This is a genomic window from Halorubrum alkaliphilum (assembly GCF_017873815.1).
Lineage (GTDB): Archaea > Halobacteriota > Halobacteria > Halobacteriales > Haloferacaceae > Halorubrum > Halorubrum alkaliphilum.
On sequence record NZ_JAGGKQ010000007.1, the window covers coordinates 97298 to 109594 of the forward strand.

Sequence of the window (12297 nt, forward strand, 5' to 3'; positions counted from 1 at the left end):
ACTGTCGATCACGGGGATGGCCGGTCACCGTCCTGAACGATACGTCAATATTTAAATGTAGGTGTGTCGGTCGCTCCACTCTCCGTCAAGCCGTTCGGTTCAGTGGTCGGGTCGTTCGGGTCCGTCGTCGTCCTCCGTCGACCCCGCTTCATCAATCGTCATCCCGTCGCGGGCCGGCTCCGCACCGCCGACCGTCGTCCCGTCTTCGGTCGACGGCAACCGGTCGAGATATGTCTCGAGTGCGCGACGCGTTTCCCGGACGTCGAACTCCTCATAGGTGGTCAGTCGGCGCGTACGCGCACCGATCAAAAGCGAGACGAGGAGCTCCGCTTCGGTCTCCGGATCGATATCGGTGAACGTGCCGGTCTCGACACCTCGACGAAGGATCCCCGAGATCACCGCCGTGATCCGCTCGTCGACCGCGGTGTACTGGTCACGAAACAGGTCCTCGTGTGGAGCCTCGCTCCGCAACTCCAAGAGCGCGATCTGGACGTGGTAGGAGTCCTCCTCCAACTCCTCCGGGACGAGCCGATCGACGAGCGTCCGGAGTTGCTCGGCCGGATCGTCCTCCTCGACCGCGATCTCCGTCTCGAACCGGTGTAACGCGAACTCGAGGAACTCCGCGAGCAGGTCCGCCTTTCCGTCGTAGTGGTAGTACAGGAGGGATTTGCTCTTGGCGAACTCGTCGGCGATTCCCTGCATTGTCAGATCGCTATACCCCTGCGTGATCAGCGCTCGATAGGTCGCCCGCATTATTTCCGTTTTCAACGGGTCGAACTCGTGGTTCTCGGTCGCGGCGTTCTCCGTGTCGGCCTCCTCCGCCTCCTCCGTCGACACGCTAACTCTCCTCCTCGATCGTCGTAGAGGGATCCATCTCCCGGAGATCAATGCTTCCTCGGGATTAATACCATGGTATCGACGCCCACGAGCGTTCTCCAAGGACCGCCTCGTCGCTCCGCGCCTCGGGCAGTCGGACGTAGTCCGGCGACTGCCCCTTTGAGTCCTGCCCCGCGACCGAACCCCACGCCTCCCCAGCCTCGCCCTGTCGGCGACCTCGCGCGCCAACCGTAATCCCTTGTTTATAAGTAATCGTCGCTGCCGCTCAAATGTCTCTTAAATATGATCTCGTCGCCATCGATCTGAGAGATTCACTCTCGACATCGGTCACCACGCACTCTTCAGCAACCGGCCGTTCTAGGCAAAACCGCTGTCGGAAGACGTCTGAACGGGACCGTACGGACTCGACGATCGTTTATAAACGGTTCATCGGTCGACCGGGCGGGCGACCATCTCGCCCCAGCCCTCGAAGCCGTGTCGCTCGTAGAAGGCCCGTGCGCGCTCGTTAGCCGGGTCGACGTCGAGAACGACGCGGTCGAGCGGGAGGGATTGGTCGGCGGCGAGGTCGAGCGCGGCGGTCATGAGGTCGTCCGCGACCCCCGTCCCGCGGTGTTCGGGCGCGACGTAGAGTTCATTGACGACGGCCGCGTCCCAGATGAACCCCAGCCGTTCGGGGAGCAGGAAAACGTAGCCGACGACGTCGGCGTCGGCGTCCGGTTCGGCTCCGTCGGTCGCCCCATCCGTCTCGGTACCCTCATCGACGGCAACCGTCACGCACCGCTCGTCGTCCGCGACACACCGGCCGACCCACGACAGCCACGACTCGCGGTAGTTGTCGGTGAGTTTGCCCTCGTACGCGGCCGCCTTGTCGTCGCCGCCGGTGTTCGCGCCGAGTCCGCGTTCGAAGGCGACCTTACGTCGATAGAGGCCCCCGGCGTCCGTCTCGGGATCGTACGGGCGTATTTCGACCGTCATCGATCACTCGTCATCGTCGGTGACGACGGTCCGTCCGCCATCGGTCTCTCCGTCGTCGAGGACGAACTCCGCGAGCGTCGGCACGAACGTCCCGATGTCGGTCACCATCCCGACCGCCTGCGCCGAGCCGCGGTCGAGCAGTTGGGTGACTGTCGCGGGGTTGATGTCGACACAGACGGTCTTCGTCGTCGATGGCAGGCAGTTCCCGACCGCGACGGAGTGGAGCAGCGTCGCGAGCATCAACACGATGTCGGCGTCGTGGGCCTGCTCGCGGATGGCGTTCTGTGCCTCGACGGCGTCGGTGATCGTGTCCGGGAGCGGGCCGTCGTCGCGGATGGAGCCGGCGAGCACGGTGTCGACGTCGTTCTCGACACACTGGTACATCACGCCCTCGGTCACCTTTCCCTGCTCGACGGCAGCCTCGATACCGCCCGCGCGAATGACCTCCGAGATGGTCCAGATGTGGTGTTTGTGTCCCTTTCGCGGGTGTTCGAGCGTTTCCACGTCCATTCCCAAGGAGGTGCCGTACAGCGAGCGTTCGAGATCGTGGGTCGCGAACCCGTTGCCCGCCGACAGCGAGTCGACGTAGCCGGCGTCGACCAGTCGCGCCAGCGCCTCGCCCGCCCCGGAGTGGACCACCGCTGGCCCGGCGACGACCATCACGTTCCCGCCGGTCGATTTTACCTCGCGCAGCTCCGCTGCGACCTCGCGGATCGTCGACTCGGAGGGGCGCTCCGAGGAGACGCCGCCCTGCATGAACCCGAACGCGCCGCCGCCGCTCCGGGGACGCTCTGGCGGGTTCACCCGGATCCCTGATTGGTCGGTCGCGACGAGATCACCCTCATCGACCGCGTTGAGAACCTTCGTGTACGCGCGGGGACCGTTGGCCGGACCGCCGTTCGGACCGGTCTCCGGTTCGGGGTCCACCACGAGCGCACAGTCCATTTCGATGCGTTCGACGTCGATCCACTCGCCGTCGTACAACACCTCAGTCGGGTGGTTCGTCGTCGAGTAGAAGTTCGGCGGCACGACCTTGTCGGCGGGCGCGGCCACGAGCTCCACGTCGGAGGGGTTCTCCAGCACCGCGCCGTTCTGGTGAAGCTCGTGGAGGATCGCTCGGAGGGTCTCCTCATCGTCCGCGGAGACCGCCATCCGACAGTACGATTCGGCCTCCTCGTGGGTTCCCACGTCGAACTGCTCGACGTCGAAGGAGCCGCCCAGATCCATCACCGCGCCGAAACAGCGCTGCATCGTCCCGCTGTCGATGATGTGTCCCTCGATCTCGACGGTGCGCGAGTGGCTCATATCCGTCAGTGACCCCGCGCGGAGAAACCGGTTTCCCCTGCGGCGGACGTTGCTGTCGGGAGACGGATCGAAGCGCGAGGGGTCCGGCCGCCTCAGACGAGTCCGAACGCGCCGAGGATCTGGTTGCCGAAGATCATCGCTATCAGTCCGAACAGCATGATCAGCCCCGAGGACACCGTGATGGTCCGGACGGCGGCGTGTCTGTCGCCGAGCGGAAGCCGGCTCATCACCGCCTCGGCGGCCATCCGTAAGATTCGGCCGCCGTCCAGCGGGAACGCGGGGAGGCAGTTGAACAGCGCGAGCTGGATGTTGATCCAGCCGGTCCAGAAGAGCAGGTTCGCGAGCAGGAACGCCCCACCGCCCAACACTGCGAGGCCGCCGTCGAGGACGAAGAAGTTGGTGAGCTCGCCGGTGAACCCCGCGAAATTAAAGGGGAGCCCGAACAGGCTGCCGAGTGGGAGGATCAGCGTCACGAACACTAACCCCAGCGGGGAGTCGACGAGCCCGGCGAAGCCGGGGTTGACGTCGGCGAGCGCCCCCTCGCCACCGTCGCCGCCGAGCAGTTCGAGGTACGCGCCCGCCGGGTACTCGCTGGCTCCGAAGTCGTCGAGCGCGAGCCCGCCGGTTCCAGGGAAGACGTTGACGCCGATGAAGCCGCCCTCGCGGTTCGGATGCGGATCGAGTTCAACGTCGTAGGTGACACGCTCCTGCTCGGTCGTGTACGCCACCACCTCGACGGTCGATCCGGGCTCACGGTCGGCGAGGACCGTCGAAAGCCCGTCGGCGTCGTCGAGCACTCCGTCGTCGTCATCGAGGACTCTGTCGCCGTCGATCTCGACGACAGTCAACGGCTCGCCGAACGCCGCGCCCGCCTCGTGGAGCGGGCCGTCCTCTTGGACGCCGACGACGTACGCGCCGATCGCCATCTCGACGCCGTCGGTAGCATCGCCCAGACCGTCCTCGACCCCGGCGGCCTCGGTCGTCACCGTCGCCTGCTCGGCGTCGCCGACGGCACGGAAGAACTCGGCCTCGGTCCGGACCGGCTCGCCGTTCACCGACGTGATCGTCGCCGGCTCGTCGGTGATCGTGAGCCCGAGCGCGTTGCCGCCGGCCGAGCCGATCGCCTGGAGCTCCCGTGCGACCTCGGCGGTTCGCTCCCCGTCGCCGTCGTCGACGACGATATCGACATCGGCGTCGGCATCGCGGATCACCGACTCGAACTCGCTCGCCGACTCGACGGGCTGGCCCGCGACCTCGATCAGCCGGTCTCCCTCGGCGATGTCGGCGGCGGCCGCCGGCGACCCGGGGTTCACTTCGCCGACGGCGTAGCCGGGCGCGACCGACATCGCGCCGACGACGGGGCCGAAAAGCAGCGCGAAGACGACGATCGTCAGGAGCGTGTTCGCGGTGACGCCCGCGGCGAACATCCGGGCACGTGCCCCGCGTGAGACCTCCTGTGTCGCCTCCTGATCCGGCTCGACGAACGCGCCGACGGGGATCAACGCGAAGAGGACGAGCCCCATCGACTCGATGTCGATCCCCTCGACGCGGCACAGTAGGCCGTGTGCGCCCTCGTGGACCACCATCGCGATCGCGAGGCCGGCGACGATCTCTCCGGCGACCGAGAGCGGCAGGAACTCGTTGACGCCGGGGATGATGAGGAAGTTCTGCGGCTGTTGGACGGGAGAGGGCTGTGCCGCCGTCAGCGCCGAGATGCCGCTGGTGACGATCAGGACGAACGACCCGAGCATCGCGACTAATGCGCCGCCGAGACCGACGTTCGCGACGACCCGCCAGAACCGCTTCGGTCCGGAGAGGCGGTCGAGGAACGCTCGTCCTCGGAGGGTGTGTATCGTCGTCAACGGACCGGAAACCCGAACGGAGTCGGGGAGGTATCCCCGGTTCCGGAGCCACATGGTGACGGCCGCGTACGCGAGGATCCCCGTTAGGATCCACAGCAGGGTACTCATTACGAGTTCGTCCGTGTCCGTCGGGTGTAAGGCGTTCGGTTCCGGGAACTCGATCGAGACGTCGGCGAACACGTACCGCGTGATCGGTCAACCCGAGCGTGCGGCGTGATCGGTTAGCCGGAGCGTGGAACCCCTCGAACTACAACACCCAAGTACCCCCCTCCCCAACAGCCGACCATGATCGCACTCGTCGATTTCGTCACGCGGCTTCTCGGTGATGTCGGTCGGTTCATCCAGATATTTACGGACAACCTGCTGCTCGGCCCGGTCGACCCCCTGACCGCGGTGCTCGCGGTCGCTGGACAGCTCATCCTCGGGGTGGCGGTCGTCGTCCTCGGCTACGCCGCCGTCGGCGCGCTCCTGAACGAGCTCGGCGTGACGCTCCCGTCGCTCGGCGGGCGCGGTCGGCGCGACTGAACGCGGATCGGCTCGTCCCGGGCGAGTACACAACGGTCGCCGGTTCAGTCGTCTCCGGTCGCCGGTTCAGCCGTAGCCGTCGTGGAGCCGTCCATCCCGGTTCCGTCCCGCCGGGACGAACCGCTCGTCGGATCGGTGTCACCGGACGACCCCTCAGGAACCTCGAACTCGTCGAGCGCGGCCGACAGCTCGTCCGACTGATCCGAGAGCGTGTGGATCCGACGGGTTACCTCGGAAACGGTCGCGGTTTGCTCCTCGGCGGCCGCGGCAGCGTTCTCGGCCTCGGTCGTCGTCCGTCGGCTAACGGTTGCGACATCGTCGACCATGTCGACGACCTCTTGGGTCGTTCGTGCTTGGTCGTCGGTCGCGTCGCTTATCTCTTGAACCGTCTCGTCGACCGTCGTCACGTCCTCGACGACGCCCTCAAACTCCCGCAGGGTCGATTCGATCGTTCGAACGCTCTCGGAGACCTGCGACTCCATCGCCTCGACGTCGGCGGCCGTTCCGGCGGACGCCGACTGTACCTCGTCGATGCGCCCCGAGATCTCGGCCGCCGACTCGCGGGTCTCCTCCGCGAGCGACTTCACCTCGTCGGCGACGACGGCGAACCCGGCTCCCGCCTCGCCGGCCCGGGCCGCCTCGATGGAGGCATTGAGCGCCAGCAGGTTCGTCTCCTCGGCGATCTCGTCGATCACGGCGGCGATCTCGTCGATCTCCTCGACGCGGTCGACGAGGTCGGCGACCGCCGTCGCGGTCTCGGCGATCCGCGTTTCGAGCGTCTCCAGCTCCTCGATCGCCTCCGTGGCCTCCTCACGACCTGCCCGTCCCCGGTCGGCCGCGTTCCGGGCGGTTCCAGCGGCGTCGTCGGCGGACGCCGCGATCTCCTCGACGGTCGCCGACAGCGTGCTCATCTCCTCGGACACCGCCTCCAGGTCCGCCGTCTGTTCGGCCGCACCGTCGGAGATCTCGCTCACCGAACGGGCGACCTCTGCGCTCGCGTCGTCGACCTCGTCCATGCTCGCGCGAACGTCGCCGCTCGTCTCGGCGACCTCGCCGGTGAACGTCTCGACCTCGCCGACCGTTCCGCCGAGGGCCGCGATCAGCCGGTTGTAGTCGTCGACGAGCGCCTCGTAGCGCCCCTCCTCGATCGAGAGCGCCTCCTCGTCTATCGTCGCGGTGAGATCCCCGTCCCGTGCCCGGTTGGTGGCGTCCCCGAAGGCGTCCACGAGCGTCTCCAGCTCCGTCGTGTACGCCTCCATGTTCGTCGCCATCTCCGAGAGGGAGTCGCCGAACGCACCGGGAACCTCCTCATCGAGCACCGGATCGTCGAACTCCTGTGCGGCGAGCGACTCGGCCTGTGCCGACACGGTCGCGAGGTACCGCTGGACTGCCGCGAACGACTCGGAGAGACTTCCGACCTCGTCGGGGCGCTCGCTACCCGACACCGTCTCCCCCCGGACCTCTCCCGCGGCGATCGCGTCCGCGCTCGCCTCCAACTCCCGTATCGGGCCGGTGAAGTCGCGTCTGACGATGAGAAGCGTGTTGTAGATCGCAACGATCGCCCCGAGAAACAGCGCCGCGGAGACGACGTAGAGGGCGGGTCCCGACAGCAGGAGCACCGTGAGAAAGATACCGACGGTGGCGAGAAACTGGAGCCCGACGGCTGCGATGACTTTTCGCTCTATCGATCCGGAGACGCCCATGAGATCCATCGTCCACCGAAGGACCCCCTCGTATCGATCCCGTATGGTGGAGCGTTGCCGGCGCGTATTGGTCATACGTCGGCATCGACGGAACGGGGTTATGAACTTCGCCCCGAGGTTATCAGGATCGATTCTCGATTCCCGAGCGCCGGGAACGCGGCGTGGGGCTCAGGAGCGCGGTCAGTGGGTTACAAGAGCCCTTCGACCGCCTCTGCCGCGAGGTCGACGCTCGCCTCCAGATCCGGGCCGAGCGGGGACCCGACGACGAGGCCGTCGGCGTGGTCGGCGACGGCGGCGGCGCGCTCGCGGACGGTTTCGGGAGTCCCCGCCATACAGAACGCGTCGATCATCGCCGGCGTCACGCGCTCGAAGGCCGCGGAGAACTCGCCGGCGGAGACGTGCTCGCCGATCGCTTCGGCGGTGTCGGAGTCGATTCCGTGACGGTCGAGGACGGGCGGGGCCGCGCCGGCCGTAATGAAGGCGACCGGGGGACGAGCGGCCTCGCGGGCGGCCGTCTCGTCCGCGGCGATCGACACCGCGGCGTACGCGATCAGATCGAACTCTCCCCGGCTTTCGGGCCGCTCCGAGAGGCCGTCGTCGACCTGCTCGCGGGCCCACGCGAGGTCCTTCGGGTGCGAGCCGTTATACAGGAGACCGTCCGCGTGTTTCGCCGCCATCCGACACATATGCGGCCCCTCACCGCCGACGTGGATCGGGATGCCCGCGCCCTGCGGGGGTTCGTAGTTGAGTCCGGCCTCGCTGGCGTCGAAGCTCCCGTCGTGGTCGACGCGCTCGCCCGCCCACAGCTTCTGGGCGGTCTTGAACGCCTCCAACACGGAGCGAAGCCCGCGTTCGTCCTCAAGGCCGAGGTTCCGGAGCGTCGAAGGGTCGCCGGGGCCGAGCCCGAAGACGGCCCGCCCCTCGGACAGTTCGTCCACGGTCGCGACCTTCGAGGCGAGCGTCACCGGGTGTGTCTCGTAGGGGTTGGCGACGCCCGGCCCGAGCCGGACCGAATCCGTCGCGGTCGCGAGTTGCGAGAGGAACGTCCACGGGTCGCGGTTGTTGTAGTGACACGTCGAGTAGACGGCGTCGTAGCCGGCCTCCTCGGCGCGGACGCCGAGGTCGACGAGGCGGTGCAAGTCGTGTTCGGGGGTGAGTTCGATTCCGAGCATGGTTATCCGTCGAATGTCCACTGCCGGAGCGCCTGCCGGACGAAGTCGCCGTCGACCTCGCGGAAGTGGTTGTCCGAGCCCTCGTGGTCGCCGAACGCCCAGTCGCGGACGACGACGACCGGAGTTCCCCCGTCGCCCTCGCCAGCGACGAGGTTGGCCGCGGAGGCCAACTCGTCGATCACGTTCTGGACGGTGACGCCCATCTCGCGGCCGTCGCGGTCGCGCTCGCCGCGCCAGTCCCGGCTCGCGGGGATCCCGGCCCAGCCGATAGCGACGCCCCGTTGCCCGTGTCTAAACGGGCGGCCGCACGTGTCGCTGACGACGACGCGATCGGCCCGGAGCCCGTTCCGGATGCGCTCCGCGCTCTCCGATGGGTGCTCCGGGAGCAGCAGCAGGTCCCCGCCGGGGACGTTCGACCGGTCGATGCCGGCGTTGACACCGATGTGGCCGAAACGGGTCGCCGTCAGCAGGAACGGAGCCTCCATGATCAGCTCCGTCGACTCCTCAATGACGGCCTGCGCGAACCGCGGGTCCTTCTTCTCGTCCGCGATGTCGGCGAGCCGGTCGGCTATCTCGTTCGCGCGCGGACTCGGCGGGAAGTCGTCGAGGTCGTAGGTGCGACCCTCCGCCTTGGAGACGACGGTGCTGGCGACGACGACGACGTCGTCCTCGCGGAGGTCGACGCGCTCGTCGATCATGGGCGCGAGGTCGTCTCCCTCCCGTATTTCCGGGAGATCCGGGACGGCGAACAGCTCCATACGTATCCCTGCGGCGCGACGACGAAAAACCCCGCCGGTACCGGGCCGGTTTGACGGTATCCGACGGGGACGGAACCGGGAGAGGCGACGGAGTATAAACGGACGGCCGAGCCCCGAGGATCACCACGAGTGAGTCGCCGTGTATCGAATCGGTCCGATATTGATAAATAATTTTACATAAGAACGTTTATGCTGTTCGGTGGCCTTTAGAACCTGATCATGACTTCACAACAACCAGAGAACGATACATCTAGTATAGTAGATGGTATCGTCAGTCGTCGTCAGCTCCTCGCGGTGGGTGGGGTTGTCGCAATCGGCGGACTAAGTGGCTGTGTGAGTCGAGTCGCTGCGAGGACCACGAACATCGGAGCCTCGCCCGCTGCCATGTTTGGAGGGGTTCGAGGAGATGGACTGATCCCCGGCACAGCGAGAGAGACCATCAAGTTCTCCCCCACTGTTCGCGTCGAAGAGCGGTTCATCTCAGGTGATGTCGAGCTCGAAGCATGGATGACGAACACGACGATGGCCGTCGAAGCGGAGAATTACAGATCCGTCCGGTCGAACCCGAATCGTGGTGAAGCGGGTGCTGTCGACGACGGTTTTGACGACGAGGACGACGATGTCATCTCCCCCGCAAACGATTACAACTCCGTCCGGTCGAACAAACGGCGTAGTGCGTTTGCCCCTGCTGACGACGAGGACGACGAAGATGACGGAGATGACGAAGATGAGGCACACAGTGACTCGATTCGACGCTTACAACGGCTCACTGGTGCGAGCGAGGACGAGATACGTGAACTGTACGAGTACCTCGAAGGAGAACCCGTCTTGGGCGAACGGTGTGTCATCACACTCCCCGACGCACGGGCACCCCGAGGTGGGCCGAGCATCGAGTCGCTGATTACTCCAAAGCGAGTTATCGATTTCGTCACTGGTCGAGCGGACGGCGACGGGAACGTCTACTCGTGGGGAAGCAACCACAAGACTGCCGCGGCGGTAGCGGACGAAGACGACGAAGACGCCGATGACGAGGACGGATCGTGTGAGCAACACTCCTCTGGAGGAGGTCTGTCGGCGGAACAGTCGGTGTACTGCTGGGGAGGCAACACATCTCAAACCAACATTTCCGGACCGACTCACACGTACGGTTCTCTCGACGTGCTCACGTCCGACTCTGGGGTTGTCGTCATAAACGTGACAAACCGCCCTCCAGCGGCGTCCGATACGAAGTCGATGGTTGGTGTGAGTTCAGACGGACGGCCAACTGATGTCGATTCGCTGGACGAGTGGGGGCGTGAGTCCGGTCCTGCTTCATCCACGTCAGTGATCGTTTGTCAGGTCCTCGTACAGCCGGTCGGGTGCCCGTGCCCGTTCCCGGCGTTGTTACACGTCCAGCGACACACGAACAACAACCAGTACGTCTACTCGTGTGGGTGGGTGATCGATGAGTCCTGCCTCTACGAGAACTCGGTTACAGCGTTGGCAGGGGGTGGTGGAGGGAACGTACGCATTCAGGACATCACGCTGTCTCGCTCCGGGGAGGTCAGTGGGGACGAGATTCTGCGCCTGTTGCCGGACGACGTTTCACCGGTCGGGGCACAGCTGTTCTTTGGACACCTCGAAGACGCCGTCATCACAGGGAGTCTTCTCGACGACGAGCTCGTAGAGGAGGTCGCTGGAGCCGTCTCGTCGGACGGTGACGTGTACTGTTCGTGTCATCCGCTCGACGGTCACTGCCTACACCTCGTGGACGACGGAAACACGTCTGACACGGTGAAATTTAAGGCAGGGGCCGAGCTCTCGAAAAGCGTGAACTGAGCCGTCCCGCTTCAGCGACTCTCTCGTTGCTCCACCTTGTTCAACTCGATCAGCAGCCGGAAAATCGCTTTCACCAGATTGGCGTCGACGTCGAACTGCTCGGCGTTCGTGCCCGCGCGGTCCATCACGCGCTCCTCTTGGCTTTCGTCGGTCGTCGGCAGGTCCCGTTCCGCTTTGACGGCCGCGACCGTGTCGGCGACGTAGGTTCGGCGGGCGATCAGTTCGACTATCTCGCGGTCGATGTCCTCGATCTCCTCGCGGAGTTCGTCGAGGCTCATCTCCTCGGGGTTGGGTGTGTTAGTGCTCATGGGTTTCTCCGACGGTCGCGCCGTCGTTCCGCGTGGTCGTTCGTCGCAGCGTTCCGGGTCGGTCCGCCCACCGGTCCGCGAGCGCGTCGAGGTCGGCGTCGGGATCGTCGGGGGCCGCGACCGCGACGACGCTCGGACCGGTTCCCGACAGCGACACGCCCGACGCCAGCGGCATCGCCTCGACCGCGGGGTCGGTGTCGAAACCGAGCGCGGCCGAGAACGCGAGTCCGTTAACGCTCATCGCTTCTCCGTACTGCCCGTCGGCGGCGAGGTCGGCGACGAGATCGGCCATCGACGCCACGTCGCCACAGCGGTCGACGTCGGCGTCGGCGCTGTAGGCGCGCTCGGGTGGGGTCCAAACGAGAACGTCCCAGTCGACGGCCTCTCGCGACCGGAGCCGATCGTCGTCGTTGTCGGTGAGACAGACGCCGCCGAGCATCGACGCGGTCGCGTCGTCGAACGCGCCGGTGACGGTGACGCCGGCGTCGCGTGCGGCACACACGCCGAGTCGACAGGCTTCGAGGCGGGTGACGTCCGGGTCAGCGTCTCCGCCTCCGGTGTCGTTCGCGTCGTCGCCGTTCGCCTCATCACCGACCCGGAGGCCGAGCGCGTCACAGGTCGCGAGGACAGCTGCGTTGGCGGCTGCGCTGGAGCTTTTCAGTCCCGCAGCGAGCGGTACGTCGCTGTCGGTACGGACCGTCCCGCCTTCGCCGTCACCCCACCGCTCAATGGCAAGCGCGACGCAACGCTCGATCAGCGTTGTGTCGGCGTCAGGGTCCTCGGCGATCGTTCCCGAAACGTCTTCACGATCGGGATCGAGCCGGACGGTCGCGCGGGTCTCGACGTCGATCCCGAACGCCGCACCCGTCCCGGTCGCAAGCGCGTTCAACACGGTGCCCGCGCCGAGCGCGGCTGCCCGTCCCTCCATGTACTCCATCGGGGCCGGGCGTGAACAAAGGGTTAGCGATCGCGGCGAGTCTCTTGGGACGGACCGCCGTCCGATGGTTCGCTCCTCCGTTCCGCCCATCCCGTGC

At 66.3% G+C, this 12297-nt stretch carries 11 protein-coding genes; 2 read left to right on the plus strand and 9 right to left on the minus strand.

The window, feature by feature from the left end:
- Positions 1–99 precede the first annotated feature (99 nt).
- From J2751_RS06895 to J2751_RS06910, 4 genes are all read right to left on the minus strand, one after another.
- A complete protein-coding gene (locus J2751_RS06895; protein WP_321168629.1) occupies positions 100–837 on the minus strand; it encodes a TetR/AcrR family transcriptional regulator in 738 nt (245 codons plus the stop codon).
- Positions 838–1263: 426 nt separating this feature from the next.
- Positions 1264–1812 (minus strand): GNAT family N-acetyltransferase, encoded by a 549-nt coding sequence (locus J2751_RS06900; protein ID WP_209484469.1) that lies wholly within the window; start codon positions 1810–1812, stop codon positions 1264–1266.
- 3 nt (positions 1813–1815) lie between these two features.
- Positions 1816–3117, minus strand: a complete 1302-nt coding sequence (locus tag J2751_RS06905; RefSeq protein ID WP_209484471.1) for an ornithine cyclodeaminase — start codon at positions 3115–3117, stop codon at positions 1816–1818.
- 92 nt (positions 3118–3209) lie between these two features.
- Positions 3210–5087 (minus strand): site-2 protease family protein, encoded by a 1878-nt coding sequence (locus tag J2751_RS06910; RefSeq protein ID WP_209484473.1) that lies wholly within the window; start codon positions 5085–5087, stop codon positions 3210–3212.
- Positions 5088–5264: 177 nt separating this feature from the next.
- On the opposite strand from J2751_RS06910, the gene J2751_RS06915 reads away from it, so the two are divergent.
- On the plus strand, positions 5265–5504 hold the full coding sequence (locus J2751_RS06915; RefSeq protein ID WP_209484475.1) for a hypothetical protein: 240 nt from the start codon (positions 5265–5267) through the stop codon (positions 5502–5504).
- A gap of 44 nt (positions 5505–5548) precedes the next feature.
- Here the strand turns inward: J2751_RS06915 and J2751_RS06920 are convergent, their stop codons facing one another.
- The 3 genes from J2751_RS06920 to J2751_RS06930 all read right to left on the minus strand — a co-directional run bounded on the left by J2751_RS06920 (position 5549) and on the right by J2751_RS06930 (position 9137).
- Positions 5549–7216, minus strand: coding sequence for a methyl-accepting chemotaxis protein (locus J2751_RS06920; RefSeq protein ID WP_209484549.1), 1668 nt, complete (start codon positions 7214–7216; stop codon positions 5549–5551).
- 179 nt (positions 7217–7395) lie between these two features.
- Positions 7396–8379, minus strand: a complete 984-nt coding sequence (locus tag J2751_RS06925) for a 5,10-methylenetetrahydromethanopterin reductase (RefSeq protein ID WP_209484476.1) — start codon at positions 8377–8379, stop codon at positions 7396–7398.
- A 2-nt stretch (positions 8380–8381) separates the two neighbouring features.
- Positions 8382–9137: a coenzyme F420-0:L-glutamate ligase gene (locus J2751_RS06930; RefSeq protein ID WP_209484478.1), complete on the minus strand. Its 756-nt coding sequence runs from the start codon at positions 9135–9137 to the stop codon at positions 8382–8384.
- Positions 9138–9470: 333 nt separating this feature from the next.
- Between J2751_RS06930 and J2751_RS06935 the strand changes: the two genes are divergently transcribed.
- Entirely contained in the window at positions 9471–10955 is a 1485-nt protein-coding gene (locus tag J2751_RS06935; protein WP_209484480.1) for a hypothetical protein, read from the plus strand.
- Between the two features lie 11 nt (positions 10956–10966).
- On the opposite strand, the gene J2751_RS06940 is transcribed toward J2751_RS06935, so the two are convergent.
- Positions 10967–11263: a chorismate mutase gene (locus J2751_RS06940; RefSeq protein ID WP_209484482.1), complete on the minus strand. Its 297-nt coding sequence runs from the start codon at positions 11261–11263 to the stop codon at positions 10967–10969.
- Positions 11253–12191 (minus strand): shikimate kinase, encoded by a 939-nt coding sequence (locus J2751_RS06945; RefSeq protein WP_209484484.1) that lies wholly within the window; start codon positions 12189–12191, stop codon positions 11253–11255. Before J2751_RS06945 ends, J2751_RS06940 begins: the two co-directional genes overlap by 11 nt.
- Positions 12192–12297: the final 106 nt, after the last annotated feature.

What these genes read in the sequence shown, in the direction of transcription:
- J2751_RS06905 (WP_209484471.1), bottom strand. Translation starts at nt 3,117, where the DNA reads ATGAGCCACTCGCGCACCGTCGAGATCGAGGGACACATCATCGACAGC.
- J2751_RS06925 (WP_209484476.1), bottom strand. Translation starts at nt 8,379, where the DNA reads ATGCTCGGAATCGAACTCACCCCCGAACACGACTTGCACCGCCTCGTC.
- J2751_RS06945 (WP_209484484.1), bottom strand. Translation starts at nt 12,191, where the DNA reads ATGGAGGGACGGGCAGCCGCGCTCGGCGCGGGCACCGTGTTGAACGCG.
- J2751_RS06915 (WP_209484475.1), top strand. Translation starts at nt 5,265, where the DNA reads ATGATCGCACTCGTCGATTTCGTCACGCGGCTTCTCGGTGATGTCGGT.
- J2751_RS06900 (WP_209484469.1), bottom strand. Translation starts at nt 1,812, where the DNA reads ATGACGGTCGAAATACGCCCGTACGATCCCGAGACGGACGCCGGGGGC.
- J2751_RS06940 (WP_209484482.1), bottom strand. Translation starts at nt 11,263, where the DNA reads ATGAGCACTAACACACCCAACCCCGAGGAGATGAGCCTCGACGAACTC.
- J2751_RS06910 (WP_209484473.1), bottom strand. Translation starts at nt 5,087, where the DNA reads ATGAGTACCCTGCTGTGGATCCTAACGGGGATCCTCGCGTACGCGGCC.
- J2751_RS06920 (WP_209484549.1), bottom strand. Translation starts at nt 7,216, where the DNA reads ATGGATCTCATGGGCGTCTCCGGATCGATAGAGCGAAAAGTCATCGCA.
- J2751_RS06930 (WP_209484478.1), bottom strand. Translation starts at nt 9,137, where the DNA reads ATGGAGCTGTTCGCCGTCCCGGATCTCCCGGAAATACGGGAGGGAGAC.